An 18,322-nucleotide genomic window follows, 5' to 3' on the forward strand; every position below is an offset into this window, starting at 1 on the left:
ACAAAAAAAGAGGCGTCGTTTAAGACAGCCTCTTTTTGAATTTGAAGTTGAAAGTTTACTATTAGCCTCGAACTGTAGCTTCTTTCATGGCTTTGACATAGTCGTAGATATGGGGTGCTGCATCGTCGCCGTATTTGGCGATGATTTTGACGATAGCACTGCCTACGATGACGCCGTCAGCGACATGGCCGATTTTTTCAGCCTGTTCTGTCGTATTGATGCCGAATCCGACAGCACAGGGTACGTCCGTGACTTCCTTAGCCGTATCAATGATTTCTTTAAGGTCCGTCTTGATTTCCGTCCGCGTCCCTGTAACACCCAGGGAGGAAACGATATACAAGAAGCCTTCGCCGACTTTAGCGATTTTCTGGATACGGTCTTTCGACGTCGGTGCAATCATGGAAATGATGTCGATGCCATGCGCTTTGGCAGCAGCCGCACATTCGTCGCGTTCTTCAAAGGGCATATCCGGAATGATGATGCCGTCCATGCCGGTTTCCTGGCAGCGGGCAAAGAATTTTTCAACCCCGTAGTGGAAGACCGGATTGAGGTACGTCAAAAAGACCAGGGGAATCTGGGTTTCCTTGCGGACCCGTTCGACGAGGGCAAAGACGTCATCAATGTGCGTACCGGCTTTCAAAGCCCGCAGGTCAGCTTCCTGGATAACGATGCCTTCTGCAATGGGATCGGAAAAAGGGATGCCGATTTCAATGAGGTCCGCTCCGGCTTTTTCCATAGTCATGATATATTCATACGTCTTGTCCAGTGACGGGTCGCCAGCTGTCAAGAATCCGATAAATGCTTTGCCGTTCTTAAAGGCGTTGCCAATCTTACTCATGTAAGTCCCTCCCTTTATATCTTGCAATGGCGGCGACGTCTTTATCACCGCGGCCGGATAAGCAGACGATAATGATGTCGTCCTTGCTCATCTTCGGTGCAATCTGCATGGCTTCGTAGACGGCGTGAGCGCTTTCGATAGCGCAGATGATGCCTTCTGTACGGGCTAAATATTCAAAAGCTTCGACGGCTTCATCATCTTTGACGGGGATATACTGGGCCCGGCCTGTCTGATGCAGATAAGCATGTTCCGGCCCGATGCCCGGATAGTCGAGGCCGGCAGAAATAGAATAGACTTCATCGATCTGACCGTCTTCGTTCTGGCAGAAGAGCGATTTCATGCCGTGGAAGATGCCAACTTCGCCTTTGGCCATAGTCGCAGCGTGCATCTTGGTGTCGATACCTTTGCCAGCGGCTTCACAGCCGATGAGTTTGACGTCTTTATCGCCGATGAAATGATAGAACATCCCCATGGCATTGCTGCCGCCGCCAACGCAGGCCAGGACAGCCGAAGGCAATTTTCCTTCCCGTTCGAGGATCTGCTGACGCGCTTCCTTGCTGATGACAGATTGGAAATCGCGGACCATCATCGGGAACGGATGGGGTCCCATGGTCGAGCCGATGACGTAGTGCGTATCATCGACGCGGCTGACCCATTCACGCATAGCTTCGTTGACGGCATCCTTGAGGACCCGCGAACCCGACGTGACGGCGTGGACCTTTGCGCCCAGGAGTTCCATCCGGTAGACGTTCAGGGCCTGGCGGATCGTATCTTCTTCGCCCATGAATACTTCACATTCCAGGCCCAAGAAAGCCGCTGCCGTCGCCGTAGCGACGCCGTGCTGGCCGGCACCGGTTTCAGCGATGACCCGCGTCTTGCCCATTTTCTTGGCCAGCAGGCACTGGCCCAGGGCGTTGTTGATCTTATGGGCGCCTGTATGGTTCAGGTCTTCGCGCTTCAAATAGATTTTAGCACCGCCCAGGTCTTTGGTCATCCGTTCTGCATAGTAGAGCAAAGACGGACGGTTGGCATAATTGTCGAGCAAATCTTTCAATTCCGCCTGGAAATCGGGATCATTCTTATAATGGCTGTAAGCTTTTTCCAAACGCTGGATTTCATTCATCAATGTTTCCGGTATATATTGACCGCCGAAGGGGCCAAATCTTCCTGTACTCATGTAGTTACCTCCTGTAAGCACGTACTTGTGCCATGAATCGTTTCATTTTTTCTTTATCTTTCACGCCATCGGTCTCAATGCCGCTGCTCACATCCAGGGCAAAAGGCTGGAGCGCCGCCGCCTGGGCCGCGTTGTCCGGATTGAGGCCGCCGGCCAGAAAGTACGGTCTGTCGATATGGGCCAGCAGGGCCCAGTCGAAACAGTCCCCGGTCCCGCCGGCACCGTGGTCGAGCAGGATGTAGTCGGCCCGGCTCATCTGAGCCTGCCGGACATCGGCCTGACTGGCCATAGAGAAAGCCTTGATGACCGGTACCTTCAAGGTCTGCTGGACGGCTTCGATCATCGCGTCGTCTTCATGGCCATGGAGCTGGACCATCTGGATCGTACCGGCGGTGACCAGCTTTTCGATATGTTCCAGGCTGTCATCGACGAAGACGCCGACGGCCGGGATGGACGGATTCAAGTCCTGCCGCAAAGCAGCAGCCTGGTCGTCACTGACGCGGCGTTTCTTGCCGGCAAAGACGAAGCCGGCATAATCGGGACGGAGTTCATTGGCCCAGGCAATATCGCAGGGCCGCTTGAGGCCGCAGAACTTGACCTTAACCACGAGAGCCTCCGGCCAGCTCGTCGAGCATGGCTTTCTTGTCAGGACTGCGCATGAAGGTTTCGCCGATGAGGACGGCGTCGACGCCGTGGTCGCGCAGGACCTTCGTATGGTCTGCCGTCTTGATGCCGCTTTCGGCAACAAAGAGGATGTCCTTCGGTACCAGCGGCCGCAGGCGGCAGCTCGTATCGAGGGATACCGTAAAGTCCTTGAGGTTGCGGTTATTGACGCCGATGACGCGGGCGCCGACGGCGATGGCCCGGCGCACTTCTTCTTCATCGTGGGCTTCGACCAGGGCCGACAGGCCCAGGGAATCAGCCAGCTGGAAGAAGGTCTGCAGCCGGTCATCATCGAGGACGGCACAGATGAGGAGCACAGCCGACGCGCCCAGGGCCCGGGCTTCATAGATCTGATATTCGTCGATGACGAAATCTTTGCGCAGGACCGGCGTCTTGACGGCAGCGGCGATTTCCTGTAAATACTGCGGGCTGCCCAGGAAGTAATCCCGTTCGGTCAGGACGGAAATCGCTGCGGCACCGGCCTGTTCATATTCTTTGGCAATGGCGACATAAGGGAAATCAGGAGCGATGAGGCCTTTGGACGGCGACGCCTTCTTGACTTCACAGATGAAGGACAAGCCCGGTTTGGCCAGGTTCCTTTCAAAGGGGAAGCCTTCTTTTTTTGGCGCTGCCAGGGCCCGCTGCTTCATGACTTCCAGCGGCACCTGCTGTTTATCCGTGACCAGCCGCTTGGCAACGGCTGCGGTAAGATCATCTAATATCATAGGGCACCTTCTCACTCCTTGCTGACGGCAATGCATTTTTCCAGGGCAGCCGTCGCCTTGCCGCTGTCGATGAGGCTGGCGGCGAGCTGGATGCCATCGGCGATGGAGTCGGCTTTGCCGGCGACGAAGAAGGCTGCACCGCTGTTCATGAGAACGGCATTGCGTTTCGTCCCCTGGATCTTACCGGACAGGACATCGCGGGTAATCTGGGCGTTGACTTCGGGCGTACCGCCGACGAGGTCTTCTTTTGTCCCCGGTGTGAGGCCGAAGTCTTCCGGTTTGATGACCGACGTCCGGTAATACCCGTCGCGGAGTTCGCAAATCGTCGTCGGGCCATTCGGTGAAATTTCATCGAGTTTTTCCTGGCCATAAGCGACGAGGCCCCGTTTGACACCGAGGGAAGCCAGGACTTTGGCCAGCGGTTCGACGAGATAGCCGTCATAGACGCCGAGGAGGAACATTTCCGGCTTGGCCGGATTGGTCAAGGGTCCGAGGATATTGAAGACTGTCCGGAATCCCAGTTCCTTGCGGATCGGCCCGACGTATTTCATGGCAGCATGGTATTTCTGGGCAAAGAGGAAGCAGAAATTCGTTTCTTTGAGCATCTTCAACGCCAGCTGCGGGTCCTGCTGGATGTTGATGCCCAGCGCTTCCAGGCAGTCTGCCGTGCCGCACAGGGATGAAGCGGCCCGGTTGCCGTGTTTGGCGACTTTGACGCCCCCTGCGGCCAGGACCATGGCTGATGTCGTGGAAATATTGAAAGAGTGGGCGCCATCACCGCCGGTACCGACGATTTCCAGGACTTCCATACCCGGATGAGGAACGGGCGTGGCCAGGGAACGCATGGCTTCGGCACAGCCGGAAATTTCATCGATCGTTTCGGCTTTGGTGCTCTTCGTCGAAAGCGCAGCCAGGAAAGCAGCGTTCTGAGTCGGCGTCGTTTCGCCTTTCATGATTTCCATCATGACCTGATGAGCTTCGTCATAGGTCAAATCGCCTTTATTGACAATCTTGATAATCGCTTCTTTAATCATTGTAAGTACCTCCCTGTTCAAAGAGTCATCTATATCACTTATAAGTTAAGGAAATTTTCTACCATCATCGGCCCCTGGGGCGTCAAAATCGATTCGGGATGGAATTGCAGGCCGTAGACAGGATACTGTTTATGGCCGACGGCCATGATTTCGCCGTCATCCGTATGGGCCAGGACTTCCAGTTCTTCCGGCAGCGTATCCGGGTCGAGGGCCAGGGAATGATAGCGGCCGACGTCGACCTGTTCCGGCAGTCCCTTGAACAAAGGGCTGTCCGTCTTCAGCGTAGCTACGGACTGTTTGCCGTGCATGAGCTGTTTGGCATAGGTAATGGTGCCGCCGTAGACTTCGCAGATGGCCTGATGGCCTAAGCAGACGCCCAGGATAGGGACTTTGCCGGCAAAGTAGCTGATAGCCTGTTCGCAAATACCGGCATCGGCCGGGCGGCCAGGGCCGGGAGAGATGATCAAATGGTCCGGATGCATGGCTTCGATTTCTTCGACCGTCTTTTCATCGTTGCGGATAACCGTGATATCCGGGTCGAACTGACCGAGGAGCTGGTAGAGATTATAAGAAAAACTGTCGTAATTATCAATGAGAACTATCATTTGTCAATCCCTCCATTAGCCTGCTGTAGTGCAATGACGACGGCTTTGGCCTTGTTCAGGCATTCTTGGTGTTCCTGTTCAGGGATGCTGTCGGCGACGATGCCCGCACCGGAGCAGGCGTAGACGTGATTTCCTTTCTTATAAGCCAGTCGGATGCCGATGCAGCAGTCCATATTGCCGGTAAAGTCGATGTATCCGATAGCACCGCCATAGACGCCGCGTTTGTGACCTTCCAGTTCATCGATGATTTCACAGGCCCGGATCTTCGGCGCCCCCGATAGGGTACCGGCCGGCAGGACCGATGCAATGGCATCGACAGCCGTCTTATCCTTGCGGATTGTGCTATGGACCGTCGAGCCGATGTGCATGATGTGGGAGAAACGCAGGACGTCGAGATAGCGTTCGACGTGGACGCTGCCGAATTCACTGATGCGGCCCAGGTCATTGCGGCCCAAGTCGACGAGCATATTGTGTTCAGCCAGTTCCTTCGTATTGTGCAGGAGTTCGTCTTCTAAGGCCTGGTCTTCTTCAGGCGTCTTGCCCCGCGGCCGCGAACCGGCCAGCGGGAAGGTGAAGAGGTCGCCGTTTTCCAGGCGGGTCAGCGTTTCCGGCGAAGAACCGGCGAGTTCGATGTCATCACCGGAGAAGAAGAACATGTACGGTGACGGGTTGATGGTCCGCAGGACGCGGTATGTATCGAGGAGGCTCCCTTCGGCTTCGGCACTCAGGCGGTTGGCCAGGACGACCTGGAAAATATCGCCTTCACGGATGTAATTCTTCCCCTTTTCAACCATCTGGCAATATTCTTCTTCATTGAACAAGGGCTTGAAATCGCTCTTGAGCTGCAACGGTACGTCCGGTGCCTTCTTGCCTTCGCGGATCAGCGCTTCCATGCGCTTCATTTCCAAAAGGGCCCGGTTGTAATTTTCCTCTGCCGAGTCGAGACGGACGTTGACGATGAGGTAAATCTGCTGTTTCAGGTTATCGAAGACGATGACCTTGTCGAACAGCATGAGGTCGAAGTCGTTGAAGCCATCATCATCGACGGCATTGAGTTTCAGCGACGGTTCGGCGTATTTGATGAAATCATAGGCGAAGTAGCCGACCAGACCGCCTGTAAAAGGAGGCAGGTCCGAAAGGCGCGGCGCCTTATTGTCTGCCAGGATCTGGGAAATGAGCTGTTCCGGATGGTCTGTATGGATCTGGACTTCAGCGCCAGTCTTGATGTGAACCGTACCGTCCTTGCAGTACAAGCCCATCTGCGGGTCATAACCGATGAAGGTGTAACGGCCCCAGCGCTGGGAATCTTCCATGCTTTCCAGCAAGTAGCAGTGAGAGCTGATGTTCTTGACGATGCGCAAGACTTCGATAGGCGTGCGGACGTCGGCATACATGCTGCGGCAGATGGGCACGACCTTATATTCCCCTTGATATGCTTTTACCTGTTCCAGACTAAGCGTTTCCATATGAACCTCCTAAAAAAAAGAATCCGTCCATGACAATGTTACTTGTCAAGGACGGATTAAGTTCCGCGGTGCCACCTTGTTTTAGGGATCGAACCCTACTCTCGACGGAATACCAACATATTCCCGGCAACTGACGTATGCCAACACGTCGCAGAATACTCAGCCTTAAGGCCTTTGACTGCGCCCTCAGCGGTCCATTTAACGAGCTGCGTCGGCCGGCTCTCAGCACCCCGGCTCTCTGTACGTGCACGTCATCGTTTTTACTTCCGCCTCAAAGGTTTCATGGACGATGTTCGGTTGATGGTTGTATGATACACCGCATTTTTTAACCTGTCAAGGAGATTTTTGTCCATTTTCTAAAGACAATCGTTTTACTGGCGAAAAAAAGATTGTCGTACGACGACAATCCTTTTTAGGGGTTAGCGGTTAGGGGCTAGGGGTTAGGGGTTTTCAGGGCGTTACGAACTATGAGCCACTAACTGCTAATCCCTAACTGCTAAGAAACTACATCATCGCGATGACCGGCGAGATGATGAGCAGGATACCGGCGAAGACGATGAGGACCAGGGAGATGCCTTTGTATTTATGCAGGGCATCGACTTTATAGACCAGGTATGCCGGAATGAGGCAGGCGATGATACCGAAAATCGGGCCGAGCAGGGTCAAGAGCTTGAGGACCGGTGCATTGAGGACGATGGCACCCCAGGCGACGGCGACGGCGAAGAGGAGGATACCGTGACGGACGACGGTCTTGCTGATTTTTTCTTCCGGGATGAAGCGGCGCAGGATATTCATGGCAATGCCCTGGCAGGCTTCACGGAAACCGAGGAAGACGCTGAAGAAAGCCGTCATGACTGCGAAGATATTGAGGATGAGGCTGAAAATCTTGACGGCGCTGCCATCAAACCCTCTGGCGACGATGGCCAGAGCCGAAATGTTCTGGGAGTAAGCGATGACAGCCTGGTCATGACCGAGGGCCAGGTTGAAGGACATAGCATACGAGAAGATCGTGATGAACAGGACGGAGAAAGCGATTTTCATAGCCCGCATGGCTTTATAACGGGCGACGTGGATGGACTTGTTATGAGAGCGGTAGGAAATGACCATCGGGCTGATGCTGGGGATAAAGAGGATCGAGGTCAACGTGACCGGCAGCATGGCGATGGTGTTCTTGACGAGGTAGCCCAGATCCGGGAAAACGCCGATGTTGGCCAGGTTCCAATGCTGGATCATGATGCCGCCTAAGCAGATGACGACTAACAATTTCGTCAGAACCATGAGCGTCGATACGCGGAACAAGAGCTGTTCACCCCGGGAGGCGATGAGGACCATGACACAGATGATAGCCAGTCCGTAGAAGGGGCTGTCCGACAGGAGCGTATCCGTTACGCCAAAGGAAAACAGGAAAGACGCGCTGTCGTTGGTCAGGGCCGTCGAATACATGAAGACGCAGATGAGGATGCTCAGAAAGTAGAGGATCCCCAGGAGGAAGCCCCAGTTCTTACCGAGGTAACCACTGATGACACTGGGATAATCTTCACACCGCGGCGAGTCTGCCAGGGTATTGATAAATAAACGCTGTAAGAGATAGATAGCCGGATAGGCGATGATAGCTGAGAACAAATAGACCCATACGCCGACCAGGCCGACCTGAACGGGCAAGAAGACGATACCGGCACCGATAGCCATACCGATGCTCATAATAATCCAGCCCCAGTCCGTGCTGTCGAACTTGACGGCTTCTTTCCATTGTGCATCTGTCATGCCCGCCTGACGGGCCAATGCTGCTGATGAGTTCATATGAATTACCTCCTATGATGGATACATTTGAAAATACAGTGTCTCTCTTAACATTACATCTTCGTCGATGTCATCGGCTCCCCTTTCTCAATTTCTCTTCATATACATTTTATCTATATCAGTTTTTGTTTATTTTCCAAAAACCATAATTTTTAATGTATATGTCGGCGTTTCACCTTTTACTAAAACGTTCTATTTCTTAATTAAAGTATAGCATGTAAGGTATGAACTGTAAAATATTCATTGTGCAATTTACTTTCATAGGATTTTCCTATATCAATACCTTATTTCCTTTAAATTTTCTCCATCATCAGACCAAAATTCCATATATTGAGAATGACTTGTTCTCACGATTCCCGCATTTCTACAAAGAAATGTCCTTTCTAAAAAGTCAAATTTCGATATATTTTCTTTATAATTTGCAAGTCACGACTAGACATTTCCTTTTACCTTTTCGCCTCTATTTATTCTTTATTTTCATTTTAAATATTCCTTTATTGTATCAAAAGCTCATAACTTTCCTCGATTTTTTTATTTTGATACAATAAAAGTACGATAAACGATTCTATAGGTACGGTTGATATTCGAGGTGTTTCATTATGACTTTACAGCAACTTCGTTATATCTTAGAGTTATCTAAGCACAATTCAATTTCAGCTGCCGCACAGGCCCTCAACATCTCCCAGCCCAGCCTGAGCACAGCTATCCGGGATCTGGAAAAAGAATTCTCCCTGACCCTGGTCGAGCGGAACCGCCATGGCATCACCTTCACACCGGCAGGGCTGGAATTCCTGCACTATGCCGGTCACATCCTCTCCCATGCCGCGGCCATGCACGACCATTTCCAGGCAGAAAAAAGACAGGACCTTCCCCAGATCCTGTCCATTTCTTCCCAGCACTATCCCTTCGCCGACGAAGCCTTCATCCACGCCTTGCAGCACGTCCAGCCGGGCAGCTCCTGCGTATTCACCCTGCGTGAAGGGCGGACGTCGCAGGTCATCCACGACGTCGTCACCCGGGAGAGCCATTTGGGTATCCTCTTCTTGTCCCATATGAACGAGCGTTTTCTCCAGGACTTATTCTGCAAAAACAAGCTGGAATTTACGCCTCTTTGCGCCTTTACGCCCTGTCTCTATGTCCGCAGCGGCCATCCCCTGGCAGCGTGCCAGCACGTCGTTCCCGGCCAATTTATGGAGTATCCCTGCGTCCGCTTTGAACAAGGCCATGACAAGTCCCAGTTCTCTGAAGAACTCCTCCTTCCCAATCCGGCCAGCCGCCAGTGTATATACGTCACCGACCGGTCCACCCTGTTCAGCGTCATCCGGTCTACCGATGCCTACACCATCGGCACGGGCCATGTAGCGCCATCCATCATCGGCCGCCACATCCAGGCCATCCCCATCGAGAATCCCTTGGATACCATGACTGTAGGCTGGATCAAAATTGCCGGTGAGCCTCTGCCCGAAGAAGCCCGCCACTACATCACCATCCTGACCGGCCTCTTGGAAGGACGGGAGAGTGGCTAGTGGTTCGTGGCTAGTGGTTCGTGGTTCGTGGCTCGTGGCTCGTAGTGGCTGTCGCACGAAGGGGCTCGTAATCCGTAGGGGCTCGCACGTGGCGAGCCCGTCCCAGGATCCATGTGATTTTCTGACCAGTCTGCCGGAGAAGCATCCAAATTCCTAACGGGCCTTAAACTTAAAATCATCCGCTAACGGCTAACAGCTAACCGCTGACTGCAAAAAAGGCGCTGTCTTCGTGCGACAGCGCCTTTTTTCATTTACAACGAACTATTTATTTGTCATCATATGCTTTTGTCATGCGGACATAGCCTTCATAGCGTTCCTTAGCGTCTTCTTCGGTCTTTTCGAAGAGAGCTTCTGCCGTATCCGGGAAGGTGCGCTGCAAGGACGAGAAGCGTGTTTCGCCCATGAGGAAGTCACGGAAGTTGGCTGTCGGCGGTTTGGAGTCGAGGATGAAGGGGTTCTTGCCCTGTTTCTTCAATTCCGGATTATAGCGCCACAGATGCCAATAACCGGCTTCGACTGCCCGTTTTTCTTCGAGCTGGCTCTGACCCTGGCCGACTTTCAGGCCGTGGTTGATACACGGTGCATAGCCGATGATCAGGGACGGGCCGTTGTAGGCTTCCGCTTCTTTGAGGGCCTTCATGAACTGGTTCTTGTCGGCGCCCATAGCGACCTGAGCGACGTAGATGTAGCCGTACTGTGCTTCCATCATGCCCAAATCCTTCTTGCGTGTCTTCTTACCGGAAGCGGCGAACTGAGCCACAGCGGCCGTCGGCGTAGCCTTCGAAGCCTGACCGCCCGTATTGGAGTAAACTTCCGTATCAAAGACCAGGACGTTGACGTCTTCGCCCTGAGCCAGGACGTGGTCCAGACCACCGTAACCGATATCGTAAGCCCAGCCGTCGCCGCCGAAGATCCACTGACTGCGTTTGACCAGGAACTGTTTCATATCATAGACCTGTTCCAGTGCCGGTTTGCCGTCTTTTTCAGCTTCCAAGAGGGCAATGACCTTATCGGAACGTTCGCGGGTGCCGTCACTTTCAGCCTTATGTTCTTTCCATTCCGTAAAGGCTGCCTGCAGTTCCGGGCTGGCGACGTCCATAGCGGCATCGATGTACTGTTCCAGCAGTTTCCGTTCCGTCTTTTCAGCCAGCATCATACCGAAACCGTATTCGGCGTTGTCTTCAAAGAGGGACGTCGACCAGGCCGGGCCGTGCCCCTGAGCATTCTTGGTATAGCCGCAGTCCGGTGCACTGCCGCCCCAGACGCTGGAACAGCCGTGAGCGTTGGCAATCATCATGCGGTCGCCGAAGAGCTGGGTGACGACTTTGCAATACGGCGTTTCAGCACAGCCTGCGCAGGCGCCGGTGAATTCGAGGAGTGGCTGTTCGAACTGGCTGCCGATGACGGTATTCTTGTCCATCGGGTTGGCTTTCGCCGGCAAGTCGATGACGTAATCCCAAAGAGCGGCTTTATATTCTTCATCGTCGAAGGGCTTCATGGTCAAGGCCTGTTTCGGGCAGACGTGGGTACAGCTGCCGCAGCCCAGGCAGTCCATGACGGATACGACGATATTATACTTATAGCCCGGTGCCACTTTGATTTCCTTATCCTGGTAGCCTTTTGGTGCCTTAGCGGCTTCATCCGGTGTCATCAGGAACGGGCGGATAGCGGCATGGGGGCAGACGAAGGAACACTGGTTACAGCCGATACATTTTTCAGCATCCCATCTCGGCACGAACATGGCGACGCCGCGTTTTTCTTCGGCGCAGGTCCCCGTCGGCCAGCGGCCGTCTTCGATGCCATCATAAGCGCTGACCGGCAGGTCGTCGCCTTCGAGGGCATTGACAGGAATGGAGAATTCGCGGAAGAATTTCGTATGTTTCGACATATCAACCGGTTCATCGACAGCATCAGCCCAGGCGGCCGGTACATCGACCTTGACGATAGCAGACAGGCCCTGGTCGATAGCTTCATTGTTCATATCGACGATATTCTGGCCTTTCTTGCCATACGATGCGACGACGGATTCTTTCAGTTTCGCAATAGCCAGGTCCAGAGGAATGACGTCGGCCAATTTGAAGAAGGCCGACTGCATGATCATGTTGATGCGGCCGCCGAGACCGATTTTCTGAGCAATGCCGACGGCGTCGATAATATAGAACTTGACGTCGTTGCGGGCAATAGCGCGTTTTAATTTAGCCGGCAGTTTTTCATCCAGTTCTTCCGGTTTCCAAACCGTATTGAGCAGGAACGTACCGCCTTTCTTGATGCCCCGCAGGAGGTCGAAGCCATGGACATAGGACTGGCGGTGGCAGGCGATGAAGTCGGCATTATTGATTAGATACGGCATCTTGATCGGCGTATCGCCAAAGCGCAGATGCGATACGGTGACGCCGCCGGATTTCTTGGAGTCATAAGCGAAATATGCCTGGGCATACATGTCGGTGTTATCGCCGATGATCTTGATGGCACTCTTATTGGCGCCGACCGTACCGTCGGAACCGAAGCCCCAGAACTTGCAGGCTTTCAGGCCTTTGCCGCCGGTAGTGATTCCTTTGACACGAGGCAGAGATTTATAAGTAACATCGTCGACGATGCTCAAAGTGAAGTCGTTCTTCGGTTCGAAGGCCTTGAGGTTTTCAAAAGCGGCTACGACGTCGCCCGGCAAGAATTCTTTCGATGCGATACCATAACGGCCGTGGTAGACTTTCGGTGCATTATCAGCTACGGCAAAAGTAGCGGCTACGCTGTGATAGAGCGGTTCGCCGTTGGCACCGGTTTCCTTGGTGCGGTCCAGGACGGCAATCTTCTTGACCGTATTCGGCAAGGCAGCCAGGAAATGTTTTTCCGACCACGGACGGAACATGTGGACGTTGATACAGCCGACTTTTTCGCCTTTGGCAACGAGCATCTTGACCGTTTCTTCAATAGTCTGCGCGCCGGAACCCATAGCGACGAGAACGAATTCAGCATCGGGAGCACCGGTATAATTGAACAGATGGTAGTCACGGCCTGTGATTTCACTGATTTTCTGCATGTAGCCTTCTGCCACATCAGGCACGCGGTCGTAGAATTTATTGAGCGATTCGCGGTGCTGCATAAACGTTTCAGCCGGTTCGCAGAAAGAAATGGCTTCCGGATTATCTGGATTCATGCCGCGTTTGCGGAAAGCCCGGACAGCATCCATATCGAGAAGCGGCCGGAGTTTTTCATACGGCAGGACTTCGATTTTCTGGATTTCATGAGATGTACGGAAGCCATCGAAGAAGTTGACGATCGGGATACGACAGGAAATAGCCGTGGCATGGACGACAGCTGCCAGGTCCATGATTTCCTGGACACTCGATTCACACATCATACTGATACCCGTGCCCCGCATAGCCATGGCATCGTCATGGCCGGCAAAGATCGTATAACCGTTGGTGGCGACCGTACGGGAAGCGACGTGGAAGACGCCGGGCAGGAGTTCGCTGGAAATCTTGAACATATTGCTGAGCATGATCATCATGCCCTGGGAAGACGTAAAGGTCGTCGTCAATGCGCCAGTGTTCAACGCACCGTGCATGGCACCGGCAGCCCCTTTTTCGGACTGCATTTCCTGAACCTGGACAGTCGTGCCAAACAAGTTCTTACGGCCATGAGCGGCCCATTCATCGACGTGTTCCGCCATCGGCGACGACGGCGTTATCGGGAAGATGGAAGCCAATTCCGTAAAGGCGTAGGCAATATAAGCCGCAGCTTCGTTCCCGTCCATTGTCTTGAAAATTTTCTTTGCCATAGTACTTTTCCCCTTTCTGTAAAACCTGGTAAATGAAAGAATCCGTGTACACTTAGGAGTCATCCTTAACATTGCGCAGATAAAATCATCACTTTTCACTATGTGACTAAGGTATTTTTTAGATGACTATTTGTTATCTTCATTGTACTATTTCGAAAAAATTTACGCAAGGCCTTTCCAGTAAAACGTTCATCTTATGCCAATTTTATCTAAACGCGTGCATATTCATGAAAAAGAGTCATAAAAAATAGGCTGTCATACAAAGACAGCCTATTTTTTAGTTGCTAGTTTGTAGTTTGTAGTTTTCAGTAAGCCAATAGCTAAAAATTTAAAATCCTCTACTGCGCGCTACAAACGCTGTACTATAAACCATATTATGCCCAAATGGATTTCATGAGCTCTTTGTACGATTCGCCGAGGTGGCGGATGATGACGTCGAACATGGCATAAATCAAATCGCCGTCAACTTCATCGTCTTTGAGAAGGATGCAGGTATCGAGGATGAGGTTGCCTTCATCATCGACGTAGTACTTGAAGGACTTGTACTGCTTATTGTACGTATTGAGCAGCTTGAGGACGGCCGCTTCGTTGTCATCGTGCAGAACCTTCGGCGCTACCAGGACGCGGATCATGCCGTAAATGCTGGTGTCGAGGATGACGATGAGGGGCAGGCGGTTGCCGTTAATGTCGGCAGCCGACCGGAAGACGACCGTCTGGAACGGGTCATCCTTGATTTCATCGACCGTAAATGCCTTGATGTCTTTGTCATCCAGATATTTCTTAAAATTTTCCGCTTTTTTATTCATGGGAAACACACTCCTTTTTTCATAGATAACGATTCAATTTTATTATACCCCATTTCAGCAGGGCTTGTCATATTGAAAGGAGCTGTCGCATCGCGACAGCTCCTTTCAAGTTGTTAGTGGCTAGTTATTAGTTGTTAGCGGATGGGTTTAAATTTAAAGCTTTTCTCTGCAAACTATAAGTTCTGTGCTACAAACTATAAAGTAAACGGGGCATCACATGATGGCAGAAACCTTCGTGCGACAACCCCTTTCTTAGGGATTAGCTGTTAGTGGCTAGGGGTTAGGGGTTAGGGATTAGCGGATGGTTTTATAGTTTGTAATACAAATCTTATAGGGAGCGCCCCTACAGAAAAGGAACTGCCGCATGTGCGACAGTCCCTTTTCTTATTAGGAGAGGAGTAGTTTTTCGAGGATTGGTTCTAATTCTTCCGGTGTCGTGCTGGGTTCAAAGCGTTGGACCTGGCTGCCGTCCCGGTTGATGAGGAATTTGGTGAAATTCCATTTGATACCGTTGCCCTGGGCATTATCCGGATAGTATTCGGCAACGACTTTCTGGATGAGCTGACCGCTTTCTTTATCCGTTTCGTAACCCTGGAAAGGCGCAGCTTCGGTGAGGTATTGATAGAGCGGAGCTGCCTGGTCGCCGCGGACGTCGATTTTCGCAAAGAGCGGGAACGTGACGCCGTGATTGAGTCGGCAGAACTGTTCGATATGCTGATTATCTTCCGGATCCTGTTCCAAGAACTGGTTGCACGGGAAGCCGAGGATGACCAGGCCTTTATCCTTATATTTCTGATATAAGGCTTCCAGGCCGTCGTACTGCGGTGTAAAGCCGCATTTGCTGGCCGTATTGACAATGAGAAGGACTTTATCTTTATATTGGCTCAGGGATACATCGTGCCCCTGGATATCTTTGACGGTGAAATCGTATACGTTCATGGCGTGACCTCCTTATGGCTTATAATTCGTGGATGACGCAGCCGCCAAATTCCGGCGAGCAGGTAGCGCCATCGAGGGACGGAGCTTCTTTGACGGCGAACGATTCTTTCCACAAGCCGTGGAGGTTGCAGTATGCATAGACTTCCCCAGTATCACCGGTTTCAAATTCCGCTTTCGGTTCTTCACCGGGTTTGAGATAACGAATATCTACGCCATTGTCATCGACTAAAGCAATCCATTCGATGTAATGTTTTTCTTCCATCGGGTGTGTCACTGAACCGACGTGGACTTCCAAGTGACCATCGATTTTCTGGATAGCCGGTACATGTTTTTCTTTAGCTGCGTCGACGGTATCGGCGACGAGGTGTGTCAATTCCTGACCGGCATAGATGAGTTTTTCCGGTACTTGTGTGCCTACAGATACTAAAACGCTGCCATCTTTATCGTTACGGTAAAATTCTACGTGTTTCATATGGGTTCCTCCTTCGGGGCTAGGCCCCTGGCGAATGTACGATTTATATATAAGAAGTTGCTTACTAATTAATAATTGTTTTTCTTTATGTGCTTATTATAGACTAAATCAGTACACTTGTCAATAATGGAGAATGGTTATTTTTTATTATTTTTTCTTGATATCCAGTTCGATACTGTGCGGGTCTTTTTTCAAGGCCTTCATCCGTTCCCGCGTCGTCCGGTTGGCACCGCCCCATTTCAGGACCAGTCCGCCGTTGACGCTCCACGTCGACATCATGTTGGACCCAGAGCGCCGCGTCAATTCGCCCCAGACAGAATTCCCCTTTCCCAGGGACAGGGATGTCCCAAAAGTCATGTCATACCAAGTGTAATGACTGGAACCGACATCGGCCGTCAGGGTTGCCTGGTCATCGCTGTGGAGGCTCCCGGTCGTAGTCCCGTTCATTTCCCGCTGAACGCCAAAGCGGCCGTAGAACAGGCCGGCATGGCCGTTGACGCTATACGATTTCCCGGCCATGATGCCCAGGCGCCCGGTGATATACGGTTTATTCCCGGACTTATAGGTCACGTCATCCCCACTGATTGTATAGGGAAAGACATAGCCCAGGGACAGGCCGGCCTGGGGTTCCCAGAAAAACTGTTTCGGCAGAAGCCGCGTTTCGTAGTAGCGCAGGCCAGCCCCGAGCAGCCAGGTCCGATAGTTGACCAAATCGCTGTTCCCATCGGCATCGCTGTAGGAAACGGTATGCTGCAGCTGGGACAGGCGGACGACGGCATCGCCATGGCGGTCGTGTTTATCGCCCCATTCCATGGCAAAACCGCCGCCGTATTCCTTGATGGAGTCGGATCCGCCGCCATAGGGCTGGCTGCCGGCCTGTCCGTTGGTATACACATTCGACGTACTCATGGTATAAAAGGCGCCCTGATGCAGGGTCCCGCCCCAGCGGGCCATGGTATGCGGCGATTCATAGCCGATGAGGGTGGCACTGTAGTCCTGGCTGTATGACAGGCTGCCGTAATCGGGGAAGGTATAACTGCGGTAATCCGTCTTAACCCACCAGCCCGTATCGTCAGCCGGTTCCGCTAAATCTTTATAAGAGGCAAAGCGGTTGTCATCGGTGCGGCGCCAGAGGAGGTCCGACGCCATTTCATAAAAAGAAGCCGTCCCAGCCTGTGTCGCTGCCAGAGAACGGCCGGCAGACTCCCAGTCCACCGTTCCCTCAGCAGCCGCCCCGGCCGGACAGACCAGGAGCGAAAAAGCGATTATCCAGTTACACAAACCAGAGAGACTAAATTTCATGAGAACCTCCTTCGAGGACTTATGTTTCCGTTCTTACTAAATCATAATGGCGGCAGCCCTGTTCCTCACTACAGCGCAAGGTGCCGTGATCGACAAGATATTCGATATGGGCCAGCGTCTCACCCAGGGCGAACCACTTCTGTGTCGGCGGGAAGTCCTTCCATTTCTTGCCGCGCATGGACCAGGTCATATGCGGCGCAATGTCGTAAGCCGTACTATGAGGATAGAGCGCTGCCAGATGGCATATTTCAGCCAGCCGGCGGTCATGGTGAGCCATGATTTCATCAATGCGGGCGGCAATAGACGTATCGCCTTCACGGTGTCCTGGCAGAGCCAGGCGGACAGGGAGGTCCCGCACTTTCTGTAAACTTTCGAGATAGCGTTGCAAAGCCTGTTTCATATGATACCAGACCTGGATATTCGGCGTAATATCGAAGAGGATGTGGTCACTGGTAAAGAAAACCGCTTCTTTCGGCAGGTACAGGCAGCACAGGCCCGGCGTATGCCCTGGCGTGTGGATGACCTGTAAATCACAGTCCGCCAGGTGGAGCTTCTCTCCATCATGAACGGCGATAACCGGAAAATGGGGATCCGGTGAAAAGGTACGGGCCTGATTGGAAAACTGGGTCTTGATTTCTTCTGGCGGCATGCCTTCACGCATGAAGTTGTCTTCGGCAGCTTTCCACGTCGATCCGTCTTCCGAATCGACGAGATACTGGTAATCGACGGGATGCATGTAAATGGGACAGCCGGCCTGGGCAAAAAGACCAACCAGTCCGCTGTGATCGGCGTGAAGATGCGTAATGAACAGGGATGTATCGGGCTGTAAACGGATTCCCAATTTCTGTAAACCCCGGCACAAGGCGCGTTTACATTCGGGACGATTAAAGCCCGTGTCGATGACCAGATTACTAGATGCCCCTTTAATGACATAGGCATTGAGATACTGCAGGGGATTATCGGGTAAATCGACGCGGATACGGTAAATATCGGGATGAGAATGAACTTGTTGGATCATGGGACCTCCTTTTAAGGAATCAGGCGGGCCGCCCTCTGGGACGGCCCCTACGGATAAAGGCCTTTAAATAACCATTTGCTAACCACTAACCACTAGCTGCTAACCACTTAAAAGGGGCTGTCGCACGAAGGTTTTTGCCATCATGCGAGGCCCCTTCAACTTAAAAGTTTTTC

15 protein-coding genes are annotated in these 18,322 nt (G+C 52.4%); 1 reads left to right on the forward strand and 14 read right to left on the reverse strand.

The window, feature by feature from the left end; translation table 11 throughout:
* Positions 1 to 61 precede the first annotated feature (61 nt).
* The 8 genes from trpA to ACE418_RS08425 form a co-directional block, all read right to left on the reverse strand.
* Positions 62 to 838 carry a tryptophan synthase subunit alpha gene (gene trpA / locus ACE418_RS08390; protein ID WP_416450184.1) on the reverse strand — a complete coding sequence of 259 codons (777 nt, stop codon included), beginning with the start codon at positions 836 to 838 and terminating at the stop codon, positions 62 to 64.
* On the reverse strand, positions 831 to 2,015 hold the full coding sequence (gene trpB / locus ACE418_RS08395) for a tryptophan synthase subunit beta (RefSeq protein ID WP_298587690.1): 1,185 nt from the start codon (positions 2,013 to 2,015) through the stop codon (positions 831 to 833). The genes trpA and trpB overlap by 8 nt, the downstream gene beginning before the upstream one ends.
* Positions 2,016 to 2,019: 4 nt before the next feature.
* Entirely contained in the window at positions 2,020 to 2,622 is a 603-nt protein-coding gene (locus ACE418_RS08400) for a phosphoribosylanthranilate isomerase (RefSeq protein ID WP_416450185.1), read from the reverse strand.
* Positions 2,615 to 3,403: an indole-3-glycerol phosphate synthase TrpC gene (trpC, locus tag ACE418_RS08405; protein WP_416450186.1), complete on the reverse strand. Its 789-nt coding sequence runs from the start codon at positions 3,401 to 3,403 to the stop codon at positions 2,615 to 2,617. Before trpC ends, ACE418_RS08400 begins: the two co-directional genes overlap by 8 nt.
* Positions 3,404 to 3,414: 11 nt before the next feature.
* Entirely contained in the window at positions 3,415 to 4,437 is a 1,023-nt protein-coding gene (gene trpD / locus ACE418_RS08410) for an anthranilate phosphoribosyltransferase (RefSeq protein ID WP_416450187.1), read from the reverse strand.
* A 38-nt stretch (positions 4,438 to 4,475) separates the two neighbouring features.
* On the reverse strand, positions 4,476 to 5,042 hold the full coding sequence (locus tag ACE418_RS08415) for an anthranilate synthase component II (protein WP_416450188.1): 567 nt from the start codon (positions 5,040 to 5,042) through the stop codon (positions 4,476 to 4,478).
* The gene (locus ACE418_RS08420) at positions 5,039 to 6,508 is read right to left on the reverse strand and encodes an anthranilate synthase component I family protein (protein WP_416450189.1); all 1,470 of its coding nucleotides are present in this window, start codon (positions 6,506 to 6,508) and stop codon (positions 5,039 to 5,041) included. Before ACE418_RS08420 ends, ACE418_RS08415 begins: the two co-directional genes overlap by 4 nt.
* A gap of 504 nt (positions 6,509 to 7,012) precedes the next feature.
* Positions 7,013 to 8,308 (reverse strand): SLC5/6 family protein, encoded by a 1,296-nt coding sequence (locus ACE418_RS08425; protein ID WP_416450190.1) that lies wholly within the window; start codon positions 8,306 to 8,308, stop codon positions 7,013 to 7,015.
* A 599-nt stretch (positions 8,309 to 8,907) separates the two neighbouring features.
* On the opposite strand from ACE418_RS08425, the gene ACE418_RS08430 reads away from it, so the two are divergent.
* Positions 8,908 to 9,834 carry a LysR family transcriptional regulator gene (locus ACE418_RS08430; RefSeq protein WP_416450191.1) on the forward strand — a complete coding sequence of 309 codons (927 nt, stop codon included), beginning with the start codon at positions 8,908 to 8,910 and terminating at the stop codon, positions 9,832 to 9,834.
* A 265-nt stretch (positions 9,835 to 10,099) separates the two neighbouring features.
* Here ACE418_RS08430 and nifJ read toward each other — a convergent pair whose 3' ends face one another.
* The 6 genes from nifJ to ACE418_RS08460 form a co-directional block, all read right to left on the reverse strand.
* Positions 10,100 to 13,612 (reverse strand): pyruvate:ferredoxin (flavodoxin) oxidoreductase, encoded by a 3,513-nt coding sequence (nifJ, locus tag ACE418_RS08435; protein WP_416450192.1) that lies wholly within the window; start codon positions 13,610 to 13,612, stop codon positions 10,100 to 10,102.
* Positions 13,613 to 13,986: 374 nt separating this feature from the next.
* A complete protein-coding gene (locus tag ACE418_RS08440; protein WP_416450193.1) occupies positions 13,987 to 14,418 on the reverse strand; it encodes a YbjN domain-containing protein in 432 nt (143 codons plus the stop codon).
* A gap of 387 nt (positions 14,419 to 14,805) precedes the next feature.
* Complete coding sequence (locus ACE418_RS08445; RefSeq protein WP_416450194.1) at positions 14,806 to 15,357, reverse strand: glutathione peroxidase; 552 nt, start codon at positions 15,355 to 15,357, stop codon at positions 14,806 to 14,808.
* A 19-nt stretch (positions 15,358 to 15,376) separates the two neighbouring features.
* The gene (locus ACE418_RS08450; RefSeq protein ID WP_416450195.1) at positions 15,377 to 15,829 is read right to left on the reverse strand and encodes a desulfoferrodoxin family protein; all 453 of its coding nucleotides are present in this window, start codon (positions 15,827 to 15,829) and stop codon (positions 15,377 to 15,379) included.
* Between the two features lie 147 nt (positions 15,830 to 15,976).
* A complete protein-coding gene (locus ACE418_RS08455; protein WP_416450196.1) occupies positions 15,977 to 17,131 on the reverse strand; it encodes an autotransporter domain-containing protein in 1,155 nt (384 codons plus the stop codon).
* 19 nt (positions 17,132 to 17,150) lie between these two features.
* Positions 17,151 to 18,149, reverse strand: a complete 999-nt coding sequence (locus ACE418_RS08460; protein ID WP_416450197.1) for an MBL fold metallo-hydrolase — start codon at positions 18,147 to 18,149, stop codon at positions 17,151 to 17,153.
* Between the last annotated feature and the right edge of the window lie 173 nt (positions 18,150 to 18,322).

Source organism: Megasphaera jansseni, assembly GCF_047974155.1.
Lineage (GTDB): Bacteria > Bacillota > Negativicutes > Veillonellales > Megasphaeraceae > Megasphaera.

Coding starts and splice junctions, on each gene's coding strand:
- ACE418_RS08415 (WP_416450188.1), bottom strand. CDS start 5,042: ATGATAGTTCTCATTGATAATTACGACAGTTTTTCTTATAATCTCTAC.
- ACE418_RS08445 (WP_416450194.1), bottom strand. CDS start 15,357: ATGAACGTATACGATTTCACCGTCAAAGATATCCAGGGGCACGATGTA.
- ACE418_RS08460 (WP_416450197.1), bottom strand. CDS start 18,149: ATGATCCAACAAGTTCATTCTCATCCCGATATTTACCGTATCCGCGTC.
- ACE418_RS08455 (WP_416450196.1), bottom strand. CDS start 17,131: ATGAAATTTAGTCTCTCTGGTTTGTGTAACTGGATAATCGCTTTTTCG.
- ACE418_RS08440 (WP_416450193.1), bottom strand. CDS start 14,418: ATGAATAAAAAAGCGGAAAATTTTAAGAAATATCTGGATGACAAAGAC.
- trpB (WP_298587690.1), bottom strand. CDS start 2,015: ATGAGTACAGGAAGATTTGGCCCCTTCGGCGGTCAATATATACCGGAA.
- trpA (WP_416450184.1), bottom strand. CDS start 838: ATGAGTAAGATTGGCAACGCCTTTAAGAACGGCAAAGCATTTATCGGA.
- trpD (WP_416450187.1), bottom strand. CDS start 4,437: ATGATTAAAGAAGCGATTATCAAGATTGTCAATAAAGGCGATTTGACC.
- ACE418_RS08430 (WP_416450191.1), top strand. CDS start 8,908: ATGACTTTACAGCAACTTCGTTATATCTTAGAGTTATCTAAGCACAAT.
- ACE418_RS08425 (WP_416450190.1), bottom strand. CDS start 8,308: ATGAACTCATCAGCAGCATTGGCCCGTCAGGCGGGCATGACAGATGCA.
- trpC (WP_416450186.1), bottom strand. CDS start 3,403: ATGATATTAGATGATCTTACCGCAGCCGTTGCCAAGCGGCTGGTCACG.
- ACE418_RS08450 (WP_416450195.1), bottom strand. CDS start 15,829: ATGAAACACGTAGAATTTTACCGTAACGATAAAGATGGCAGCGTTTTA.
- ACE418_RS08420 (WP_416450189.1), bottom strand. CDS start 6,508: ATGGAAACGCTTAGTCTGGAACAGGTAAAAGCATATCAAGGGGAATAT.
- nifJ (WP_416450192.1), bottom strand. CDS start 13,612: ATGGCAAAGAAAATTTTCAAGACAATGGACGGGAACGAAGCTGCGGCT.